17 protein-coding genes and 2 pseudogenes are annotated in these 22,522 nt (G+C 66.5%); 8 read left to right on the top strand and 11 right to left on the bottom strand.

Translation table 11 applies throughout. From position 1 onward, the window contains the following. The first annotated feature begins 145 nt into the window (after nucleotides 1-145). The gene (locus J3489_RS02740; protein ID WP_206995900.1) at nucleotides 146-841 is read left to right on the top strand and encodes a phosphatase PAP2 family protein; all 696 of its coding nucleotides are present in this window, start codon (nucleotides 146-148) and stop codon (nucleotides 839-841) included. Nucleotides 842-853: 12 nt separating this feature from the next. Here the strand turns inward: J3489_RS02740 and J3489_RS02745 are convergent, their stop codons facing one another. Together J3489_RS02745 and J3489_RS02750 are read right to left on the bottom strand one after the other, a co-directional pair. Further along, entirely contained in the window at nucleotides 854-1,702 is an 849-nt protein-coding gene (locus J3489_RS02745; protein WP_206995903.1) for a TOBE domain-containing protein, read from the bottom strand. A gap of 81 nt (nucleotides 1,703-1,783) precedes the next feature. Beyond that, the gene (locus tag J3489_RS02750) at nucleotides 1,784-3,478 is read right to left on the bottom strand and encodes a CHAD domain-containing protein (RefSeq protein ID WP_206995905.1); all 1,695 of its coding nucleotides are present in this window, start codon (nucleotides 3,476-3,478) and stop codon (nucleotides 1,784-1,786) included. 153 nt (nucleotides 3,479-3,631) lie between these two features. Here J3489_RS02750 and J3489_RS38720 point away from each other — a divergent pair. Further along, a pseudogene (locus tag J3489_RS38720) lies at nucleotides 3,632-3,727 on the top strand (DUF3309 family protein); the annotation flags it as partial. A gap of 72 nt (nucleotides 3,728-3,799) precedes the next feature. Here the strand turns inward: J3489_RS38720 and J3489_RS02760 are convergent. Continuing rightward, nucleotides 3,800-4,153, bottom strand: a complete 354-nt coding sequence (locus J3489_RS02760; RefSeq protein WP_374193422.1) for a tautomerase family protein — start codon at nucleotides 4,151-4,153, stop codon at nucleotides 3,800-3,802. Here J3489_RS02760 and J3489_RS02765 point away from each other — a divergent pair. Next, a pseudogene (locus J3489_RS02765) lies at nucleotides 4,076-4,345 on the top strand (type 2 periplasmic-binding domain-containing protein); the annotation flags it as partial. The gene J3489_RS02760 and the pseudogene J3489_RS02765 overlap by 78 nt on opposite strands. Before the next feature lie 7 nt (nucleotides 4,346-4,352). Here J3489_RS02765 and J3489_RS02770 read toward each other — a convergent pair. Then, nucleotides 4,353-4,808 carry a GNAT family N-acetyltransferase gene (locus tag J3489_RS02770; RefSeq protein WP_206995907.1) on the bottom strand — a complete coding sequence of 152 codons (456 nt, stop codon included), beginning with the start codon at nucleotides 4,806-4,808 and terminating at the stop codon, nucleotides 4,353-4,355. 186 nt (nucleotides 4,809-4,994) lie between these two features. Here J3489_RS02770 and J3489_RS02775 point away from each other — a divergent pair, with 186 nt between their 5' ends. Further along, nucleotides 4,995-5,429 (top strand): MbcA/ParS/Xre antitoxin family protein, encoded by a 435-nt coding sequence (locus J3489_RS02775; protein WP_206995909.1) that lies wholly within the window; start codon nucleotides 4,995-4,997, stop codon nucleotides 5,427-5,429. Further along, nucleotides 5,426-6,139, top strand: coding sequence for an RES family NAD+ phosphorylase (locus J3489_RS02780; RefSeq protein WP_206995911.1), 714 nt, complete (start codon nucleotides 5,426-5,428; stop codon nucleotides 6,137-6,139). The genes J3489_RS02775 and J3489_RS02780 overlap by 4 nt, the downstream gene beginning before the upstream one ends. On the opposite strand, the gene J3489_RS02785 is transcribed toward J3489_RS02780, so the two are convergent. The 6 genes from J3489_RS02785 to J3489_RS02810 form a co-directional block, all read right to left on the bottom strand. Then, nucleotides 6,140-6,877, bottom strand: coding sequence for a metallophosphoesterase (locus tag J3489_RS02785; RefSeq protein WP_206995913.1), 738 nt, complete (start codon nucleotides 6,875-6,877; stop codon nucleotides 6,140-6,142). It abuts the gene before it with no gap. A 214-nt stretch (nucleotides 6,878-7,091) separates the two neighbouring features. Further along, nucleotides 7,092-8,519, bottom strand: coding sequence for a c-type cytochrome (locus J3489_RS02790; protein ID WP_206995915.1), 1,428 nt, complete (start codon nucleotides 8,517-8,519; stop codon nucleotides 7,092-7,094). Between the two features lie 280 nt (nucleotides 8,520-8,799). Beyond that, a complete protein-coding gene (locus J3489_RS02795) occupies nucleotides 8,800-10,401 on the bottom strand; it encodes a GMC family oxidoreductase (RefSeq protein WP_206995918.1) in 1,602 nt (533 codons plus the stop codon). Between the two features lie 139 nt (nucleotides 10,402-10,540). Then, a complete protein-coding gene (locus J3489_RS02800; RefSeq protein WP_206995920.1) occupies nucleotides 10,541-11,107 on the bottom strand; it encodes a sugar dehydrogenase complex small subunit in 567 nt (188 codons plus the stop codon). Nucleotides 11,108-11,382: 275 nt separating this feature from the next. Beyond that, nucleotides 11,383-11,598, bottom strand: a complete 216-nt coding sequence (locus tag J3489_RS02805; RefSeq protein ID WP_206995922.1) for a hypothetical protein — start codon at nucleotides 11,596-11,598, stop codon at nucleotides 11,383-11,385. Between the two features lie 22 nt (nucleotides 11,599-11,620). Beyond that, nucleotides 11,621-11,797 carry a hypothetical protein gene (locus J3489_RS02810; protein WP_206996094.1) on the bottom strand — a complete coding sequence of 59 codons (177 nt, stop codon included), beginning with the start codon at nucleotides 11,795-11,797 and terminating at the stop codon, nucleotides 11,621-11,623. A 630-nt stretch (nucleotides 11,798-12,427) separates the two neighbouring features. Here J3489_RS02810 and J3489_RS02815 point away from each other — a divergent pair. From J3489_RS02815 to glgB, 3 genes are read left to right on the top strand one after another with little or no spacing between them, the layout of a single operon-like run. Beyond that, nucleotides 12,428-15,958 carry a maltotransferase domain-containing protein gene (locus tag J3489_RS02815; protein ID WP_206995924.1) on the top strand — a complete coding sequence of 1,177 codons (3,531 nt, stop codon included), beginning with the start codon at nucleotides 12,428-12,430 and terminating at the stop codon, nucleotides 15,956-15,958. Continuing rightward, nucleotides 15,948-19,394: a maltose alpha-D-glucosyltransferase gene (gene treS, locus J3489_RS02820; RefSeq protein ID WP_206995934.1), complete on the top strand. Its 3,447-nt coding sequence runs from the start codon at nucleotides 15,948-15,950 to the stop codon at nucleotides 19,392-19,394. Before J3489_RS02815 ends, treS begins: the two co-directional genes overlap by 11 nt. After that, nucleotides 19,387-21,702 (top strand): 1,4-alpha-glucan branching protein GlgB, encoded by a 2,316-nt coding sequence (gene glgB / locus J3489_RS02825; RefSeq protein ID WP_242539708.1) that lies wholly within the window; start codon nucleotides 19,387-19,389, stop codon nucleotides 21,700-21,702. The genes treS and glgB overlap by 8 nt, the downstream gene beginning before the upstream one ends. Before the next feature lie 116 nt (nucleotides 21,703-21,818). Here glgB and J3489_RS02830 read toward each other — a convergent pair whose 3' ends face one another. Further along, on the bottom strand, nucleotides 21,819-22,046 hold the full coding sequence (locus tag J3489_RS02830) for a SymE family type I addiction module toxin (RefSeq protein WP_206995943.1): 228 nt from the start codon (nucleotides 22,044-22,046) through the stop codon (nucleotides 21,819-21,821). Nucleotides 22,047-22,522: the final 476 nt, after the last annotated feature.

Raw genomic sequence — 22,522 nt, forward strand, 5'->3', positions numbered from 1 at the left:
GAGGCGAACACAGAGCGCGCCGGCAATTCGGCCGTCGTCGCTATACTTCTATTTGCGCGATGCTATTCGTTGTAGTCCCTTTGATCGCGTGGCGCGTTAAGAATTTATCCCTCCGACTGGCCGTGCGCTGTGCACCCCCTGTTTCATGCCTGACTTGCCCACTCACCTCTGGCTCTCGATCACGCGTCTTGGCGGCGCGGGCTTGACACTGCCCCTCGCAATTGCCATCGCGCTCTGGCTTGCGCTCGGTTACACGTGGCGGCTTGCGGCCGCGTGGCTCGGGGTCCTGGGCGTGGCGATCGGCGTCGTCGCGCTGACCAAGATCGCGTTTCTGGGCTGGGGTGTCGGCGTGCGCGAGCTCGACTTCACCGGCGTGAGCGGCCACGCGATGCTCTCGACCGCCGTCTATCCCGTCGCGCTCTTTCTGATGCTGCTGCCAGCGCGGCGGCCGGCACGCCTGGCGGGTGTGGTGGCGGGTCTCGCGGCGGGGCTCGCGGTCGGGCTCTCGCGCGTCGTGCTCGACGCGCATTCGCCATCGGAGGCGGTGGCGGGTTGTGTCGTCGGCGCTTTGGCCGCTGTGGTGTTCGTCTGGTGGTCGTGGGATGCGAAGCCTGGGCAACTGCACGCCGTGCCGGTCGCGTTGAGTCTTCTGATGCTGACCGTGGCACTACACGATGTGCGGGTGCCGACCCAGCGCTGGATCACTCACATCGCGCTTCATTTATCTGGCCACGAACGCCCGTTCATCCGAGCCCGCTGGAAAGCGGGCCGCGACAATCCGCGTCCGGCCGCGATCGAGCAAAACACGCAGCCGATCGCGCGTCCTCCCTCCGATACCTGATCGCCTCAACGCTCAGCCATTCACGCCCAGAATCACGCTGGACGCCTTGAACGCTGCCACCGCCTGCCCGCCGGCGGCAAGCGCGAGGGCGTCGACGCTTTCGTTCGTGATGATGGCGGTCATCACCGTGCCGCCGTCCAACTCCAGCGACACCTCGGCATTCACCGCCCCGCGCGTGACCTTCGAAACGGCGCCGCGTAACTGATTGCGCGCCGAGATCTTGAGCGGCGCACCGCCCGCATCGTCGACCAGGATCAACACCGACGACGCTTTGATCAACGCAAACGCCGCCACGCCCTCGGCGAGGCCGAGCGACTCGGTGCTCTCGTGCGTGACGACGGCAACAATGGTCTGGCCGCCCGGCAAGCCGAGCGAGACTTCGTCGTTGACGGCGCCGTGCTTGATCGACGTGATCGTTCCGGTCAGTTGATTGCGTGCGCTCATTTTCATGCCGATTCTCCCAATCAGATCCCAGTCGCCGGCAAAGCCTTCGATTGCCGCGCTGGCGCGTTCGATGAATTTGCGATGTTCGTGCTCCACCGCGCGAAAGGTCTCGATCAACCGGAGCGCGCGCGGCGTCAGCTTGGTGCCGCCGCCGCCCTTGCCGCCTGCCGCACGCGTGACGAGCGGTTCGCCGGCGAGATTGTTCATGGTATCGATGGCGTCCCAGGCGGCCTTGTAGCTCATCCCGACCGCTTTCGCGGCGCCGGTGATCGAGCCCGTGGCGCCGGTCGCTTCGAGCAACGCAATGCGCGCCGCGCCGCCGAGCGTTTCGTGACCCGCGCGCAACCATACGGAGCCGCCAAGTTCGAGCGCTTCGCCGCTCGATGCGGGCGGCGGCGAGGAAGGGGTACGGGTCATGAGTCCAAGGAGATCGGGTGTCCAATCAATTATATAGACCGGGCCGCAACGCGCCGGACGTTTAGCCCTATGTCCACGGGCTTATGCCGTGCGCTTGATGCGCGGCTCTTCGAGCAAGCGCAGCAAACGCTCGCCCTCCTGTGCCGCGCAGTGATTGACCGCCTGGCTCCAGCCGCGCGCGAAGCCCTGCTGATACGGCGTGATATCGAGCTGTTCGAGAAAGCGCAGCGCGACCACGGCGTCGTTGCCGTCGCCGAGCACACTCTGAATCCGCTGCAAAGTCTTCGCGACATCGCGGCGCGTGCGCCCCGACGCGATCGATTCGAAGAACTCCAGCATGTAGCGCAGACGCTTCGCCTCGATGCGATGGCGATGGCGCGCTTCGGGCCCGAGCTCCGAGAGCTTCGACGTATCGGTCAACCGCTTGAAATGCTTGCGCACGCGCTTGGCGACGTACTCGCGCAATGTGAGATCGGCGGCCGTTTCCGGTGCGCGGCGCTTGGGCAACCCGGCAAGCCATGCGAGCCAGGCCAGCGACAGTTGCGCGTACCGGCGCGAGCGCATCGCCGCCTGCAGGCGCGCGCGCGCTTCGAGGCGGCGGGCGTCGGCTGCGGCCAGCACCGCGGACCACGTGGACGCGTCGAGATCGGCGGCCGCGAGCGCGGGCAGCGTCGAATCGGTGAACACATCGAGATCGCGGGCCTCGCCGAGCCGTTCGCCAAGCCATCGCAATTCGGGGGACACGCGCGTCGTCCAGTCCGCATCGGACCAGCCCGAGAAGATCCGGAGCGCGGTCCGCAAGCGCCGTTGAGCGACGCGCATCTGATGCACGAATTCGGTGGTCGCGGTTTCGCGCACGCCGCGCTCGTTGCCGAACCATTGCTGCGCGATATAGGCGCCGATTGCGATGAGCGCGGCGTGCGGCGTTTGAACGTCGATGAGATCGACGGGTATCGCGCGGGCCGGCTCGTCGTCGGCCGGATCGTGCGGAGGGCGTTCGAGAAAACCGTTCAGGGCCGGGAAGACGGGCAGCCCGGCGACGAGCGCTTGCGCCGCGGCAAAGAGCGCGCGGATCGCGCGCGTGAGCGGGTCTGGCGGTTCGCCTTCGGGGTCCGGCTGCTCGCCTTCGGCTGGCGTGTCCGCTTCGCTGTCGTCGCACTGCGTCGACACCAGCAGTTCGCAAAACCGCGGCAGCGCTTGCGGCAGCGCGTCTGGGAGCAGGTCCAATGCGTCGTTCATCACGACGTCGACGGCGTAGCCGTCTTGCGGCGTCCAGCGCCATACCGTGCGCTGCACTTGAAGCGCCGAGTCCAATGATGCGAGCGCGCCCGCTGCGTCGAGCGCCTGCCGCAGATCGGCCGGCAAGTCGCACACCTGCTGCGCGAGCGGGACGCCGGTTTCGAGCCGCGCATCGCAGACGATCTCGCGAACCGTCACCGCGGGCGAGTGAGGCTCGCGGCGCGAAACGACCAATCGCCGCCCCTCGGCCGAAGCCTCCACCAACGCGCGCCATCCGGCCTCGGCCAGCTTCCGGCTCAATGCCAGCGGATAGATCGTCACCGGGGTGCGGGCCGAGACAAGAGAGAGCTGCGGAGAAAGCTCCGCGACGTGATTGAGCGCCTCGGCCATCGCCTCGCCGACGCTGCCGCCGGCCGAGTTGCGCTTCGCCCGCCCCGCGGCGGGTTTCTTTGCAGCCGGTTCTTCGAATGTCTGCTGAATCCACTCTTGCGCAACCAGCGCGGGCGCATCCAGCGAAATTTCGACGACACGAGACATGTGCGCTCCCCCCGAGGCAGTACGAGTCGATGCCGCCCGCGCCTCACAACACCAAAGCCACAAAAAAGGGGAGGACAGCGATTCCTCATGTTACACGGCGCGCCACGCCAGACAAGCGTGTTCCGGCCACTGCGGCGCTGACTGATCCTATTGATGCTGATGCTCATCGATGCGTTCCCGGCCTGGCTGCCTAGCCACACCTGGAGCGACTACCCTTCGAGCATCGCCGGGATCGTCGTGGGGGTCGTGATCGTGCTGCTGTGCGGCGCGATATGGCGGGGGAGTCGATACCACGCCGCCTGTGACGTCAGGCCGCGCGCCTCAGACAGGCTGCGCGTACTGCGCTATCCCGGTGCCGAACGACCAGTTTTCCTTGAGCACTTCAACCAGATTGACGAACACGTCTTCCGAACGCACGCTCGGGCTCTCCTTCAGGTTTTCCGCGAGGCGCTGATAGAGCGCGCGCTTTTGCTCGACCGTGCGCGTGTTGTTCGCCGTGATCTGGATGATCACGAGATCGTCGCTGTGCTCGATCCCCAGGTAGTTCCGGCCGAACGTGAAGTTGTCGGCGTCGTATTCGTCGATGACCATGACGACCAGTTCGACGAGCGGCAGCTCGACGCGATCATCGTGCGCTTCGAGCCCGACGAGGAGCGTCCGCGCGACGGCGGGCAGTTGCTTTTCTGCGAGCCGATTGCGTGGCTCGCCGCCCCCGGCTGGGAGCCGCGAGCCGGCGAACCGCTGCCGCTCGCGGTGCAGACTGAGCCTTGCAAAGTGAGAGCAGCGGCGCTGCGCGCGCCCGAACGGGCGGGCGTGGCGTGGAACGAGGTCTTCGTCGGCGGCGGCGTGGCGGCGGCGGGCGCCGCGGTGCGCGTCACAGGTCCGGGTTGGCGATGACGTAGCGGACAAAGCCGCTATGCGGCGTGTACTTGTCGTACAAACCGCGAGCGCGGTAGTTGTTCTCTCTCGTATTCCAATAGAGGCGCGACCATTTCTGGCGCCGCATTTCGTCGACCAGCCAGTCGATCATCTGCTTGCCGGCACCGCCCGCGCGCGCCTGCGGATCGACGAACAGATCCTGTAGGTAGCAAACCGGCGTCAGCGCAGAGGTGCTGTCGTGAACGAGATAGTTAGCCATGCCGATCACCGCGCCATCTTCCTGCTCGGCGACGATGGCGAAGACGGGCGAAGTCGCGTCGAAAATGCGAGCCCAGGTATGGCGGGTGATCGCTTCGTCAGGCTCCCGTTCGTAAAAGCGCGTATATCCGTCCCATAGTTCGCGCCAGCGCATCTCATCACGCTTTTCGATTCTTCGTATCGTGATCGTCATGAATTTGGCCTCGGATCGATGAAAGACAGCGCAGCGGCGCTGCCGCCCTGCAATCTACCGCAGACGCCGCGCCGGAGCCATCCGGTCTGGGCCATCCGGTCTGGGCCATCCGGTCTGGGCCATCCGGTCTTGCGGAAATCCAGAAATAGACTATTATTTACGCATAGTTCATTTAGGGATTACACCATGTCTTCCGCCGCCCACCTGTCGCCGTCCGCGCGAGCCCGGTCGCCTCGCTCCGCGACGTCGCTCGCCGCGATGTCCGCGGCCGGCCTGCGCGCGTTCTTCAACATCGCCCGGGATTGGGATCTGTCGGTCGAAGAGCAAATCGTCCTGCTCGGCTCGCCGGGCCGCTCGACCTTCTTCAAGTGGAAGTCCGCGCCGCAAACCGCCCGCCTCGGGCGCGACACGCTCGAGCGGCTGTCGCTCCTGCTCGGCATCTACAAGGCGCTGCAGATTCTGCTGCCGCAGCCGTCCGCAGCCGATGGCTGGGTCAAGCGCCCCAACAGCGCGCCGCCCTTCGGCGGCAAGCGCGCGCTCGATCGCATGCTCGCCGGCAACATCAGCGATCTCGTCGCGGTGCGTCAATATCTCGACGCGATGAGGGGCGGCTGGGCGTGACGTCGACGAACTGGCAGGACCGCTGGCGCTCGCTGCCGATCACGCCGCTCGATTGGTCGCCCGCGTATCGCGTGATCCCCACGCGCTTTCCGGCCGTGAACCTGTTCGACCGCGTCGCGTCGCCCGAAGATTTCGATGCGCTCTACGCGCTCGAAGCGATGACCAACGACCGTCTGCGCACCGAAGTCGGCGAACTCGATCTGGTGCCGCTCGAAGAACGCCGCTTCGGGCCGGGCTACGGGCCGATCATGGCCGCGTTCACGCATCTGAATCCGCTTGGCAGCCGCTTTTCGGACGGCACGTACGGCGTCTTTTATTGCGCGCGCGAACGCCGCACGGCGATCGCCGAGACGCGCTTTCACACGGGCAACTTTCTTGCCGCCACGAACGAAGCGCCAATGCGGCAACAGATGCGGCTCTACACAGTGATCGCGCAGGGCGGCGCCGTCGATCTGCGCGGCAACGCGGCGCTCGATGCGGCCGTGTTGTCGCCGGCCGACTACGCTGCCGGCCAGGTGCTCGGGCGCGCGGTGCGGGCGGCGGGGGCGGCGGGGATTGCGTATCCGTCGGTGCGCGATGCCGAAGGCGGCGAATGTCTCGCAGCCTTCAAGACCACGATCCTGCGCGACTGCCATCACGCGGCGTACCTCGAATACAACTGGAACGGCAGCGCAATCGACAGCGTGTTCGAATTGAGCCAGGTGGGGTGATCAGGGCAACGCCATCTGCGCCGCGCCTTCGGCAAGCGCGGTATCGAGCGACACCGACCACACGCGCGGCGTCAGCGCCTCGGTGATCGTCAGCTTGCCCGTGAGCGCAAACGCCCCGGTATCGACGAACACTTGCGAGCCGATGCGCCCCATGTCGCGCATCGGTGTGTGTCCGCAGTAGGTGATCGAGAGCCCCGTCTGGCGGTTGGGGTCGGTATTGCCGAGTGCCAGTTCGCGGCCCCACAGCATTTGCTGCCGCACGTGATCAGTGAAATCGCCGGAATCGAGGTCCGCATCGCTGCCGAAAAATTCGGCATGCAGAATATTGAAGCGCACCGCGCCCGTACCCACCACGCGCACAAGCGGCAATTCCCGCAAACGCTTCGCGTAGGCGAGCAACTGCTCTTCGCTCAGCGCATCGGCCCATGCGCCGCCGATGCCGTACCACCAGTTGCGCCGCATCGTGCCTTCGACGACCGCACACAGCGCTTCTTCGTGATTGCCGAGCACCGAGTAGAACCAGGGTTTGTCGAGCAGCGCGAGCGCGTCCTCGGACTGGCTGCCGCGATCGATCAAATCTCCGACCGAAAACAGACGATCGCGCGCGGGGTCGAACGCGATTTCCCGCAGCAGATAGCGCAGCGCATCGACGCAGCCATGCAGGTCGCCCACCACGAAATCGCGTCCCTCGGTATTGGACGAGTGATGGCAAACGACGGGGAAAAGTTCTGTATCCATATCCGCATCATAGTGCTGGCCGTGCGACAAGTCTGCGGCATGCCGTTCGTTAGAAACGTTTAGGCGGCGGCGGAAGGCCGTTTGTCGCTCGATTCTGGACTTTTGCGCACGTCATGTCGGCTCTGCGCAACACGCATGCCTCGATGCGGACTTTGTCGTGCCGCATGACCCGGCAGATTTTGCGGGACGCGTTGCGGCACGATCCGGCGATCGGTCATTGTTGCTGCGCGCGCAGCTTCGCGACTTGATCGACGGCGATCGTCGAGCTCGGATTGCCGAATTGCTTGGTCACGTAGTTCGAGATCGCCGCCACTTGGTCGTCGGTCAATTGCGATGCGAACTCCGGCATCAGCACGTCGGCGTCCTTCGTCGTTCTCTCGACGCCGTGCAGGATCACCATCGCGAGATTGCTCGCATCGGCGGCGCCGGCGACGCTGTTATGAATCAGCGACGGATACGCACCCGGCGCGCTCGCGCCGACGCCCTGCCCGCTCCAGTTATGACAAGTCGCGCAGTTCGCGATGAAAAGCTGTGCGCCGTTCACGCTCGCGACCTTGGTGCCGCGCAGGGTCGTCACGTCGTCGTGAGCGGGCTTGCCCCATTGGTCGCGGGCACGCGTCTCGCCGCCCGCGACGCTCGGCAGCGAGCGCAGATAGATGCCGACCGAGCGCAGGTCTTCATGCGTGAGGTACTGCGTGCTGTCCTCGACGACCTGCGCCATCGGTCCCGCAGCATTCGCGCGGCCGGGCGCTACGCCGGTCGACAGATAGTGCGCGAGGTCCTCCTGGCTCCAGGCGCCGATCCCGCTCGTCTTGTCGGGCGTGATGTTGAACGCATGCCAGCCCGACACCGTCGCGCCCGAGAAGCGGTCGCTCGAATTCAGCCCTTGCATGAAATTGCGCGGCGTATGGCATTCCTCGCAATGCGCAAGCCCTTCGACGAGATACGCGCCGCGATTCCATTCCGCGCTTTGCTTCGGATCCGGCACGTAGCGGCCTTCGTCGAAATTGAACAGGTTCCAGAAGAACATCAGCCAGCGCAAATTGAACGGGAAGTTCAGCTCGTTGCGCGGCGGCGCGTAATGGACCGGCTCGACCGTATTCAGATAGGCGCGAATCGCGAGCACGTCGCGCTCCGTGACGCGCGTGTATTCGGGGTACGGAAACGCCGGATACAAACGCTCGCCGCTTTTGCCGATGCCCTCGTGCATCGCGCGCACGAAGTCGGCGTCGGTCCAGCGGCCGATGCCGGTATTGGGGTCGGGGGTGATGTTCGGCGTGTAGATCGTGCCGAACGGGGTCGAGATCGGCACGCCGCCCGCGAACGGGCGTGACTTGTCCGCCGTGTGGCAGGCGATGCAGTCGCCCGCGCGCGCGAGATATTCGCCGCGCCTCACGAGGCTTGCGCCCGCTGCATCGCTTGGCAGCGCGGCCTCGTCGCTCGCCGCGGCTCTTGCGCTCGCCGGTCCTTCAGCGGCGGCGAGCGTGATCGGCGATTCGTCGGCGGGCGACGGGTCCGGTTCGGCCGCAGCATGCCACGCAAGGTACAGCGCAAACAGTGAAAACGCCGCCGCGATGCCGCCCACGCGCTTGGGCCAGCGGCGCGGATCGGCGAGCTTGAAGCGGGACCTTTGGTTCTTCATGATGCCTCCCGTCCCCCAATCCCCCAAGGGGACTTCCTGCGGGGCGGGGGACTTCCTTCGGGGCGCCGGGCCGCCCCAAGGGGCGTAGCAGGGAATTCGCGGAGCACCGCTCCGCGCCTGCGCAGCCGGCCGGCTTGGCAAAGCCGGCCGTGGACGGCATCAGCCCCCTCGGGGGGAGCTTTGCATGGGACCGGAGTAAGCGCTAAAGCGCTAACTCCGGTCGACAGCGAACGAATGTGAGCGTGGGGGTCATTCATAACGTCTCCGTCGGGTCTCGCATTCAGAGTTCGCGCTTGAGCTTGTCGGCGAGCTTCAGCGACAGCGCCGCAATCGTCAGCGTGCAGTTGACGGACGCAGCGGACGGCATCACGCCGCTGCTCGCGATGAAGAGGTTCTGATGATCGTGCGTGCGGCACTCCGCGTCGACGACCGAATCGCCCGCGTCGTTGCCCATGATCGTCGTGCCCATGATGTGGTTGTTCGGCGCGAACGTGTCGTCGAACGCGACCTCGGTGCCGCCGAACAGCGCCGCGATCTGCGCATAGAGTTCGTGCGTGTTCGCCGCGCTCTTCGTCACGTAGTCGTTGATCGAGTAGTCGATCTCGGGTTGCGGGATGCCGAGCGCGTCCTTGTGATCGGCCGACGGCACGATGCGATTCCCGGGCTCGGGCAAATGCTCGTGGAAGCTGTTGATCGTCAGAAGGCGTGCGGCGCGGTCGCGGATCTGGCGGTCCAGCTCAGCGCCCGTCAAGCCTTTTTGCAGCAGCGCGGCGGTGATCGCCATCGTCGGCACGCCGTTCGACACATGCAGCTTCTTTGCCGCGTAATCGGAGCGGAACGCGCCGTCGCGGAAGTTCACGATCGACGTCATCTCCATCGGGCCGCGTCCCGGCCACAGCGCTTCGTTGGCGAGGAAGCTCACGCCCGTGCCGGGGTGGTCCATCAGATTGCGGCCCACTTGATCGGAGCTGTTGCCGACGCCGTGCGGGAATTTATCGCTCGTCGACATCAGCATCAGCTTCGGCGTTTCGATGCCGTTCGCGGCCAGCACGAAGAGCTTGCCCGTGATGCGCGACGTCGCGCCGTTCGGGTCCTTGTAATGGACCGCGGTGATGAGCCCGCGGTCGTCCGCCTCGACGCGGTACACCACCGCCTGCGGGATCAGCTTCGCGCCGGCCTGCTCGGCCTTCTCCGCGTGGACCGCGCCGTTGTACATCGCAGCGATCGGGCAGATCGGCATGCAGTTGTTGTTGCCGCAGCAGGTCGGGCGCGCATCGTAGGGTCGGCTGTTGCGCGCGACCGGCTCGGGCACGACCTTGAAGTTCTGCGCATTGAGGACGTCGGAGAAGCGCTGGTCCATGTACGACAGCGGCAACGCCTTCATCGGGTAGGCCTTCGCGCGCGGCGAGCCGAGGTCGATCGACGCATCCGGGCCGGAGACCCCGAGCTGGACTTCGGCGGCGTAGTACCACGGCTCCAGCGTCTCGTACGGATACGGCCAGTCGCGGCCTACGCCGTACATCGTCTTCAACTTGAAGTCCGACGGCAGGAGACGCCACGCGGCCGCCGCCCAGTGCCACGTCGTGCCGCCGACGAGCCGCAGGTATTGCGAGCTGTACGGATACGCGCCCTTTTGAATCAGATAGCCGTTCGGCGGCGAGTACTCGGGATGCGGCGCGTAGCGCGCGGACGGATACGGCGTCGCGAAATCGGCCTTCGCGGGCGAATTGCGGAAATTCTCGACGATTTGCCAGCGCGGAATGCGCGGCCCTGCTTCGAGCAGGATCACCGACGCGCCCGCGAGCGCGAGCTGATGGGCGACGAGACTGCCGGCGACGCCCGAGCCGACTACGACGACATCGGCTGAATTGTTGACTGCCATTCCTGACCTCAACGATAGAACTGTTGTTGCCGTTCCTGCCTGCGCTCCGCGCGATCGATCGCGGCTGACCAGGTTGAGGTGCGGTTCATTGGGTGCTCGTCGAAGAAGCGCACGCGCTTCGGTTCGCAGCAACCCGCCGTCACGTGAGCGACGGTTTCTGCGCCCAATAGAACGGCACGTCTCGGCAATACGAAGGGATCGTCAGCACGTCCTTGACCGGGTCGAACATCAACGCCCGCTCGTAGGCGACGACCTGCACGTTCGGCATGTCGCCGACGAGGCCCAGATACCACGCCCGCATCGCCTGCCCGACCGTCTTCGCGAGCTTCGGCTGGTCGACCGCGAGCGCCTGCATGACGATGTCGCTCGGCACGGCGGCGTGTCCCCGCAGCCACGTGTTGAGCGCGGCGACGTTCTGCGTGAACTGGCTGTCGGCTTTCGAGAGCGCGTCGTAGACGCGTTTGCCGAGTATCGAATCGAAGCTCGTGCGGCCGGTCAGTTGCTGCGAGAGCGCGAGGAAGGCGTCGAGGCCGCCGCCGGCGGGCGGCGTGAACGCGAACGCGGGCGAAGCGCCGAACGGCAAGCCGACGCTCGCTGCCGCGCCGAAGGCCAGCGCAGCCGACGCGCATGCGCCGAGCACGAACTGCCTGCGAGAGGTCGCAGACGGCGCCGTCTCTGGCACGTCGTCCGCTTGGGCATCTGTCATGTGGGCTCCAGATGATGTCTTGTGTGATCCAGCCGGCCTGGCGCCGGCTGTCCGCCCCCGAGTTGGTCTTGTCGCCGCCGTTCGGCGGTCTTGTGCACTCTGGCGGCAGCAGCGGCCCCACATCGGCCGCCGTTTCGCTGGCTGAAACTATAGCGGTGATGGGGTCATTTCACAATTCGTTGCTTTGGCGCCACGGTCCACCGCGCGGCGCTGGCTCGGTCGATCTTGTCGTTCTATTTCAACGTGGCCGTGCTGGGTTGTGCGTGAACAGAGCGTTACTCCGACGCAAGGCGCTCGCATTCGTCGCTCTGCGGCGACGCGCAGGCCATCGTGTACTGGCCGGTCCAGCGCAGCGCGTCCTTGCCGTACTGCAAGCCGTTGCGGAACGCGTCCGGGTTGTTCTCGTACGCGATCAGCGTCGTGCAGCCGAGCGCGAACATCACGACCAGCGTGAACGCGATCCGCTCGAAGAGTCGAAAACGATGGGGCATGGCTCTACCGTCTGCTCGGGAATCACCACTCGCGGCGCGACTCGACGCGTACGCGGCGCTCACGCACCTCGGCCACGACGGCGCACGTTTCCAGGTGCAGCATCAGCGCGCGGCGCGCTTCGCGACGGATCAGAGCGGCCAATTCGGCCAGCGCTTTGGAGAGCGGGGATTCCACGACGAAGGAAGTCAGGGCTTTCATGGTGATCAGGGTTTTGTCCTAAGGGATAACCCTTATTATAGAGATGCACTTGCTACGCCGCAATAATCCAATGTTCGGTATTGCCAATTTGCGTCGATCCGCCGCAAGGCGGCCTCTGCCTTCCGTCTGCCACATCATGAAATCGAGGCAGCCGCAGCGAAGATAAATGGGGCCAAAGAGTGCGCCTGCTCGTTGCCGCCCTCCATGTAAAAAAGCGCTGCCGCCGGATGTCACTTTTACAGGCGCGCCGCACCGCTTCCCCGCCGCCCAAACTTCCGACCAATTGACGCGCGCCGCCGAATGCAATCCTCCCCTCACCTTTCCCGCATCGCGCGCATACACTTCTCAGAGATACTGAAATTCGCCGCGCAAAGCCGCCCGCATTCGATCGTTCCGATCGAGGCGTGACGACGCGCAAGCGCCCGGTCCCGTCGCTCGCCGATCCGGATCTGCGCTTTGCCAGGGGGCGGATTTCGTCGAGTACGGCATGCAATCTGCTTGGGCTTCGGGGACTCGCTTCCCGCGCCGCAACGATGCAGCACCGCGCGCGCGGAGGTACCGGCTCTAGAAGCCTGATGTGATCGCACGATGCCGTGCATCCACACCGCAGGACGAATCTGGAACAGACCGATGGAACTTCGTCACGCGTATGCGCCGCGGATCTACTTTCTTCATCCCCTTCTCGTCGGGCCGCTCGGTGCGTGGCCTGCCCAGTTCGAGCATGCTGCGGCGCTCGGCTTCGATCATGTCCTGATCGGCTCGCCGTTTCTGCCTGGGCATGCGGGCCATCTGCAGGTGATCGCCGACCACGAGCGGCTTCATCCGGCATTCGAATCGCCATTGCCCGCGCGCGACGCGCTCGGCATGCTCGCCGAAGTCGCGAGCAAGGCCGGGCTTGCGGTGCTGCTCGATGTGGTCGTCGATCGCGTGGCGGCGGACAGCGCGCTGCATCTCCACAACCCGCACTGGTTCCAGCCGTTCGAGCCCGAGGATGCGCGGCTCGATCCGCGGCACGCGCGGCGCGAGGACAACGTCGCGTATGCGAACTTCAACGGGGGTCAAGCGCCGGCCCCGTTGAGCGCGTGGTGGGCGAACCAGTTGCTCGCGCTCGCCGACGCGGGCATCGCGGGCTTTCGCTTCGACTCGCCGCACCGCGTGCCGGCGCACGTCTGGCGCGAACTCGGCGCGACGGTGCGCGGGAAGCATCCGGACGCGCGCTTTCTCGCGGCGACGCCGGGGCTCGCGCGCCGCGACCTCGCGCCGCTCGAAGGCGCGGGGTTCGACAGCGTGTTCTCGTCGGTGCGATGGTGGGACTTGCGCGCCGACTGGCTCCTCGACGAGCACGCGGCGCTCTCGCGCGCCGGCGCGCCGATCGCGTTTCCCGAGGCGCCGTATGGCGCGCGCCTCGCGAGCGACTTCGCGAACGCGAACGACGCCGCGATCGTCGAGCGCGGCTATCGGCGCGCGCTGTGGACGGCTGCCGTGCTCGGCACCGGCTGGCTCGTGCCGATGGGTTTCGAATATGGCGTCACGGAAGCGCTGTCGTACACATCGGGCAATGCGGACCAGTACGTGGCTGCGTGCGCCGCGCCGCGCTTCAATCTCAGCGCCGAACTCGAGCACGCCAATGCGCTGCGGCGCGAAACGCCTGCGCTCGAATCGACGGGCGAGCTGCGCGCGCTGTCGCCCGCCGGGTCGAACGTCGCCGTGCTGCTGCGCGGCGCGTGCGCCGACCTGCGCGATGCCCAGGACGCGGTGCTGTTCGTCGCCAATCCCGATCTGACCACGCCCGCGTTCGTCGAGCCCGCGCGCTTTCTCGACGGCGTGCCCGGCAATCTCACGCGCTTCAAGCCGCTCGAAAGCCCGTGCACCGATAGCGCGCTCGGGCTCGAACCGTTCGTGCTCGCGCCCGGCAGCACCCGGCTTTATCGCGCGATGCCAGGCGCGCCGGTCGTCGCCAAGCCCGGCAGCGGCAAGCACGCCGCGGCATTTGCCGCCGCTGCGATTCACGACGCGCTCGACGCGCCGCGCATCGCGATCGAAAGCGTGTCGCCGTCGGTCGATCACGGGCGGTTCGTGGTGAAGCGCGTCGTCGGCGAGCGCGTCGAGATCGGCGCCGCGATCTTCGGCGAGGGCCACGACAAGATCGCCGCCGCCGTGATCTGGCGGCCCGCCGACGAAACCGCGTGGCACGAAACGCCGATGGTGCCCGCACAGCCGGCCGGTCTCGACTTGTGGAGCGCGTGCATTCCGCTTGAAAGGCTCGGGCGGCACGAGTTCACCGTGATCGCCTGGCGCGACGACTTCGCTTCGCTCGTCGATCACATGCAGAAAAAGCTGAACGCGAATCAGACGGTCGATCTCGAAGTCGAGGAAGCGCGGCACCTGTTTGCTCGCGTGCTGGCGGAAGTCGAAACGGCAGAAGCAGCCCACGCGGGTGACAAAACGAAGGAGGCGAAGGAAACGAAGGAACCGACGCATGCCGAGCAGCACCAGGCCCCGCACGAGCACCGCGATCACGCCTCTCAGCGCCTCGCGATCGGCCAGTTGAAGCATCTCGTCACGCAATTCGCGCACGCAAGCCCGCAGGGACGGCTCGATCTCGTGCTCGCGCCGTCGACGGCAGAGACGATCGCGGCCGCCCGCCACCGCCCGTTCCTCACGCGCGATGCGACGATCTACCGGATCGACGCCGAGCGCCTCGCCGCGCGCTTCGCGAGCTGGTATGAGATCTTCCCGCGCTCGATGAGCGACGACGAGCACCGCCACGGCACCTTCGACGACGTGATCGCGCATCTCCCGCGCATCCGCGGCATGGGCTTCGACGTGCTCTACTTCCCGCCGATCCACCCGATCGGCCAGATCAACCGCAAGGGCCGCAACAACACGCTGCGCGCGCAGGAAGGCGACGTCGGCAGCCCGTATGCGATCGGCGGCGCAGAAGGCGGCCACACGGCGGTCCACCCGCAGCTCGGCACGCTCGGCGACTTCAAGCGCATGCTCGCCGCCGCGCACGGCCACGGCCTCGAAATCGCGCTCGACTTCGCGATCCAGTGCGCGCCCGATCACCCGTGGCTCGCCGAAAACCCCGCGTGGTTCGCATGGCGCCCCGACGGCACGCTGCGCTACGCGGAGAATCCGCCGAAGAAGTACCAGGACATCGTCAACCCCGACTTCTACACGCACGACGCCAAGCCGGCGCTCTGGTTCGCGCTGCGCGACATCATCCAGTTCTGGATCGACGCGGGCGTGCGCATTTTCCGGGTCGACAACCCGCACACGAAGCCGCTGCCGTTCTGGGAATGGATGATCGACGACATCCGCTCGCGCCGCCCCGACGTGATCTTTCTCTCCGAAGCGTTCACGCGTCCGCGCCTCATGTACCGGCTCGCGAAGCTCGGTTTCTCGCAGTCGTACACGTACTTCACGTGGCGCGAATCGAAGCGCGATTTCACGGAGTACCTGACCGAGCTGACGACGACCCACGTGCGCGATTTCTTCCGTCCGAACTTCTTCGTCAACACGCCGGACATCAACCCGCGCCATCTGCAATCGCACGGGCGCGCGGGCTTCATGATCCGCGCGGCGCTGGCGTCGACACTGTCGGGACTGTGGGGCGTCTATTGCGGCTTCGAGCTGTGCGAAGCGGCGGCGCTGCCGAACAGCGAGGAATACCTCGACTCCGAGAAGTACCAGTTGCGCGCGTGGGACTGGAACCGCCCCGGCAACATCGTCGGCACGATCACGGCGCTCAACCGCATCCGCCGCACGAACCCCGCGCTGCACACGCACCTCGGGCTTACGTTCCTGCCCGCACACAACGACCACATCCTGTTCTTCGAGAAAGCGACCGAGGTGCGCGACAACGTGATTCTCGTCGCGATCAACCTCGATCCGTTCAACGAGCAAGGCGCGGATATCGAGCTGTCGTGGCACACGCACGACCGCTGGCGGATGCATGACGGTGATGCGCTCGCCGTCGCCGACCTGATGACCGGCGAGCGCTTCGAATGGCATGGCCGCCGCCAGCACGTGCGGCTCGATCCGAACACACGGCCGTTCGCGATTTTCCGGATCGCGCCGGCCGCGGGCCTGCCGCGCGACGAACGCGCGCTGGCCCCACCCGCCCGCGGCACTGCAGAGGTGCACGATGAAGCGTGACGCTCAGCACGAACAGATGAATCCGGCCGCCTCGGCAACGCTGGCAGACCACGCGGAGAAGGCCACGCGTGCGGCACGGCGCGCAAAACCGGCGCTCTTGTCCGACGACCCGCTCTGGTACAAGGACGCGATCATCTACCAAGTCCACATCAAGTCGTTCTTCGACGCCAACAACGACGGCATCGGCGACTTCCCCGGCCTCCTCGCGAAGCTCGACTACATCGCGGAGCTCGGTGTGACGGCGATCTGGCTGCTGCCGTTCTACCCGTCGCCGCGCCGCGACGACGGCTACGACATCGCCGACTATCGCAACGTCCACCCCGACTACGGATCGCTCGCCGACGTGAAGCGCTTCATTCAGGCAGCGCACTCGCGCGGCATCCGCGTGATCACCGAGCTCGTCATCAACCACACGTCGGACCAGCACCCGTGGTTCCAGCGCGCGCGCCGCGCGAAGCCGGGCTCGAACCATCGCAACTACTACGTGTGGTCCGATACCGATGCGAAGTACGCGGGCACGCGCATCATCTTCATCGATTCGGAGCCGTCGAACTGGACGCACGACCCGGTCGCGGGCGCGTATTTCTGGCACCGCTTCTATTCGCACCAGCCGGACCTGAACTTCGACAACCCCTCCGTGATGCGCGAAGTGCTGCAGGTGATGCGCTTCTGGCTCGACATGGGGATCGACGGCCTACGGCTCGACGCGGTGCCCTACCTCGTCGAACGCGAAGGCACGATCAACGAGAACCTGCCGGAAACGCACGCGATCCTGAAGAAGATCCGCGCGACGATCGACGCCGAATATCCGAACCGGATGCTGCTCGCCGAGGCCAACCAATGGCCGGAAGACGTGCAGGAATACTTCGGCGACGAAGACGAATGCCACATGGCGTTCCACTTCCCGCTGATGCCGCGCATCTACATGGCGATCGCGAGCGAAGACCGCTTCCCGATCACCGACATCATGCGGCAGACGCCTGACTTGCTGCCGTCATGCCAATGGGCGATCTTCCTGCGCAACCACGACGAACTCACGCTCGAAATGGTCACCGATTCCGAGCGCGACTACTTGTGGAACACCTACGCGAGCGACCGGCGCGCGCGCCTGAACCTCGGCATTCGCAGGCGCCTTGCGCCGCTGATGGAGCGCGACCGGCGCCGCATCGAGCTGATCAATTCGCTGCTCTTGTCGATGCCGGGCACGCCCGTCATTTACTACGGCGACGAATTGGGCATGGGCGACAACATCCACTTGGGCGACCGCGACGGCGTGCGCACGCCGATGCAATGGTCGTCGGACCGCAACGGCGGCTTCTCGCGCGCCGACCCCGAGCAGCTCGTGCTGCCGCCCGTGATGGGCTCGCTCTACGGGTTCGACGCGGTCAACGTCGAGGCGCAGAGCCGCGACCCGCACTCGCTCCTGAACTGGACCCGCCGCATGCTCGCGACACGCCGCGCGAAGCACACGTTCGGGCGCGGCACGATCCGCTTCCTCAAGCCGAACAACCGCAAGGTCCTCGCGTACCTGCGCGAGACGGAGGGCGAGGCGCCGATTCTGTGCGTCGCGAATCTGTCGCGCGCGCCGCAGGCGGTGGAGCTCGATTTGTCGGAGTTCGCCGGCCACGTGCCGATCGAAATGACGGCCGACTCCGTGTTCCCGCCGATCGGCCAGCTGACCTACTTGCTGACGTTCCCGCCCTACGGCTTCCTCTGGTTCCTGCTGTGCACGAGCGATGCGCGTCCTGCGTGGAGCCAGGCGCCGTCGCAGCAATTGCCTGAGTTCGTCACGCTCGTGATCCGCGTCGGGCAAACCGGGCCGACGCCGGAGAACGTGCGGCTGCTCGAATCGGAAGTGCTGCCGTCGTACCTGAGCCGGCGCCGCTGGTTTGCGTCGAAGGACCAGAAGCTGCACGGCGTGCGCCTCGCCGCGCTCACGACGATCCCCGACGCCGGTTTCGCGTTCACCGAAATCGAGGCCGACGCCGGCGGCCACACCGAGCGCTACGTGCTGCCGCTCGCGATCACCTGGGGCGCCGACACCACCGTGCCGCTCTACATGCAGCTCGCGCTCGCGCGCGTGCGCCGCGGCCGCAACATCGGACACCTGACCGACGCGTTCTCGGTTCCGCAGTTCGCGCACGGCGTGCTCAAGAAAATGCGCGAGCACGCCGTCGTCCCGACCGTGCAGAAAAGCGAGATCCGCTTCGTGCCGACCGCGCGCTTCGGCGATCTCGACGACCTCGGCGACGACCCCGAGATCCGCTGGATCGCCGCCGAGCAAAGCAACAGCTCGCTCGTGATCGAAGACCGCGCGGTGTTGAAGCTCGTGCGGCGGGTGGTCGGCGGCATTCATCCCGAAGCGGAAATCAGCCGCCATCTGACCGAGATCGGCTACCCGAACACCGCGCCGCTCTTCGGCGAAGTCGTGCGCGTCGATCCGGCCGGCGTGCCGCACACGCTCGCGATCCTGCAAGGCTTCATCGACAATCAGGGCGACGCATGGAACTGGGCGCTCGACTACCTGCGCCGCACGGTCGACGAGCTGGCACTGGCGCCTGACGGCATCGAGCGCTCCGACGAGGACGTCGAGAAGATCGAGGGTTATCAGACGCTCACGGGCGTGATCGGCAAGCGCCTCGGCGAGCTGCACGTCGCGCTCGGCCAGCCTTGCGACGACCCGGCGTTCACGCCCGAGCGCGCGACGCGCGAGGACGTGAAGACGTGGATCGACGGCACGCAGGCCTTGCTCGCCGGCGCGCTCGACCTGCTGGACGAACGCCTGGCCAAGACAGGCGGCGACGACACGCTCGACGAAGACACGCGTCTGCTCGCGCAAAGCCTGCTCGAGCGCCGCGCGCGGCTCGTCGAAGCGGTCGAGCAACGCGTGCCGGCCGACGTCGACGCGTGGCGCGCGCGCATCCACGGCGACTTCCACCTCGGACAGGTGCTGATCGCGCAGGGCGACGCGTTCCTGATCGACTTCGAAGGCGAGCCTGCGCGTCCGCTCGAAGAGCGCCGCCGCAAGGCGAGCCCGCTGCGCGACGTCGCGGGGCTGCTGCGCTCGCTGTCGTATGCGAGCGCCGCCGCGCAGTCGACGATGGAAGCCGCGCCGCCGCAAGTGGCCGACCGCAAGCGCGTGCTCTTCGAGCGCCTGCGCGGCTACGGCGAGGAGAGCTTCCTGCGCGAGTACCGGATCGCAGTCGGCGAGGCGGCGCAGCCGCTCGTCGCGCCGGAGGCCGAGGACGCGCTGCTCGATCTGTTCCTCGTCGAGAAAGCCGCGTACGAGATCCGCTACGAAGCCGCCAACCGGCCGTCATGGCTGGGGCTTCCAGTGCGCGGCCTCGCCTCGATCGCGAGCCGCCTGCTTGGCGATACGGGCGCGCCGAATGGGGGGCAGCCGGCCGGCGCGCCCGAGGGAGAGTCCGATGAGTGAAAGCGAACGGTCCGCTCAGGCGACCTACGAGGCAGGCGGTCACGCGCCGGGCCAAGCGGACAGCGATGCGGCTCACGATCCCCTCATCAAGCCGATCGCCGGACGCGACCCGAGCGCGGGCCTCGACGAACTCGACATCGAAGCGCTTGTCGACGCGCGCCACCCCGATCCGTTTTCTCAGCTCGGCCTGCACCGCACCTCGGAAGGCCCCGCGGTGCGCGCGATGCTGCCGGGCGCGGCGCAAGTCGAGGTGATCGAGCGCGACACCGGCGCATCGCTCGGACGCTTGACGCCGATCCATCCCGGCGGCTTGTTCGCCGGCGTGATCGAGCGCGCGGCGCCGTATCGTCTGCGCATCGACTGGCACGGCGCGCAGCAGGAGATCGAGGATACCTACGCGTTCGCCCCGGTGCTGCCGGAGGACGCGCTGCAGCGCCTCGCGCACGCGGACCCGTATGCGGTGCTCGAATGCCTCGGCTCGCGTCCGTGGGAGATGGACGGCGTGCCGGGCGTGCGCTTCGCGGTATGGGCGCCGAACGCAAGGCGCGTGTCGGTGGTCGGCGACTTCAACACCTGGGACGGCCGCCGGCATCCGATGCGGCTGCGCCACCTCGCAGGCGTCTGGGAGCTGTTCGTGCCGCGCCTCGCCGCCGGTGCGCGCTACAAATACGAAATCGTCACGCGCGACGGCCACACGCTGCCGCTCAAGGCCGACCCTTGCGCGATGCAGACCGAACGCCCGCCCGCGACAGGCTCGATCGTCGCCGACGCCGCGCGCATCGAGCATTTCCCGTGGACCGACGGAGCCTGGATGACAGGCCGCGCCGATCGCCAGACGCCGCGCGTGCCCGTCTCGATCTACGAGGTGCACGCCGAATCGTGGCTGCGCGTGAACGAAGAAGGCCGCCGCAATCTGGACTGGTCCGAACTCGCCGACCGCCTGATTCCGTACGTGCTCAGCATGGGCTTCACGCACGTGGAATTCCTGCCGCTCGCCGAGCATCCGTTCGGCGGCTCGTGGGGCTATCAGCCGCTGTCGCAATTCGCGCCGTCCGCGCGCTTCGGCAAGCCCGAAGACTTCGCCGCTTTCGTGAATCGCGCGCATGAAGAAGGCCTCGGCGTGATCCTCGACTGGGTGCCCGCGCACTTCCCGAACGACGCGCACGGGATGATCGCCTTCGACGGCACGCCGCTCTACGAGCACGCCGATCCGCGCGAGGGCTTCCATCAAGACTGGAACACGATGATCTACAACCTCGGGCGCAACGAGGTGAGCGCGTATCTGATCGCGTCGGCGCTCGCGTGGCTGTTGCGCTATCACGTCGACGCACTGCGCGTCGACGCGGTCGCGTCGATGCTGTACCGCGACTACTCGCGCGGCGAGGGCGAATGGGTGCCGAACATCTACGGCGGCCGCGAAAACCTCGAAGCGATCGCGTTCCTCAAGCGGATGAACCACGAAGTCGCGCACGCGCCGGGCGTCGGCGGCGCAATCACGGTCGCCGAGGAATCGACGGCATGGCCCGGCGTCACCGCGCGGCTCGAAGACGGCGGCCTCGGCTTCGCGTTCAAGTGGAACATGGGCTGGATGCACGACACGCTCCACTTCATGCACGAAGACCCGATCCATCGCCGCTATCACCATCACACGATGACCTTCGGCATGGTCTACGCTTACTCCGAGCGCTTCGTGCTGCCGCTTTCGCACGACGAGGTGGTGCACGGCAAGGGGTCGCTGCTCGGCAAGATGCCTGGCGACCGCTGGCAGCGCTTCGCGAACCTGCGCGCGTATTTCGGCTTCATGTGGACGCATCCCGGCAAGAAGCTCTTGTTCATGGGCGGCGAGTTCGGGCAGATGGCCGAGTTCGATCACGACGGCTCGCCGCACTGGCATCTGCTCGACGACGCGATGCACCACGGCGTGCAGACGCTCGTGCGCGACCTGAACCGGATGTATGCGGCCGAGCCCGCGCTCTACGCGCTCGACGCCGACCCCGCCGGCTTCGAATGGATCGTCGGCGACGACACGGGCAACAGCGTGTTCGCGTACCGCCGCATGGACGGCGCGGGACGCGAGGTGGCCGTCGTCTGCAACCTGACGCCGATGCCGCGCATCGGCTATCGCATCGGCCTGGCGCGCGCGGGGCGCTGGAGCGAGATCCTCAACACCGATGCGAGCGTCTACGGCGGCTCGAACATGGGCAACGCGGGGCAGATCCGGACGGAGGGCATCGCGAGCCACGGCAGGCCGCAATCGGCGGCGCTGACGCTGCCGCCGCTCGCGACGATCGTGTTGCGCGCGGATTGATCGGCTTATTGCTTCGGTCTAAACCCGGGGGCAGGTCATGAACGACGGAGAGGGCACGAGCAGCGAACCCGGCCTTGGCCGGGGACGCCGCTCGTGCTATTGGCCTAACCCGTTGATCAAGTGCGCGTGATGATGAGCCTGCCGTGGTGAATTTCGACAGAGAGGCGTTGCCCAGGAGAGAAGCCAGCGCGCTCGAGCCAGCGGCCGGAGAGCCGGAACCAAGGGAACAGCGGCGGGTTGGTGCGATAGCCGCCGAGCTTTATGGGCCGGTAGCGTCGCGACTGTTGGATGGTGACGAATCGCCGGGTGGGGTCAGGACGTGCGTTAAGATAGGCGTCAGCCATGATCAACTCCTTTGGTGAGTTGGTGGTGGTCAGCGGGTCGTATGGGTTGCTGCCCATGCGGCCCGCGCTTCGTTTACAGCGTCAGATGCGTACGTGCCTCCTGTTAGCTGCTGGGATTGATGCATGTGATCGAATCACTGTATGGATAATCAGTTATCCGATCAATATATCCGTTCGGGATAGGGAAGCCGGGGCGTGTCTGGGTGCGCCAAGGCTCTCGTCGCAACTGGCACGTACGCATCTGACGCTGTAAACAAAGCGCGGGCCGTACCGGGAGGCAACCCGTACGGCCCGCTGACCACCACCAACTTCACAGGAGTTGATCATGGCTGACGACTACTTTAACGCATGTCCTCACCCCATCATGATTTACGTAACGCTCAATAAGGCTCGAATCACCGCGCGGCCTCCTCCACCTTCTTCCTCGCCCCCCGGCCAAACCGCACCGACAACGCCTGCCGAGCCGTATCCAACCC

Origin of the sequence: Trinickia mobilis (assembly GCF_017315705.1) — a bacterium.
Lineage (GTDB): Bacteria > Pseudomonadota > Gammaproteobacteria > Burkholderiales > Burkholderiaceae > Trinickia_A > Trinickia_A mobilis.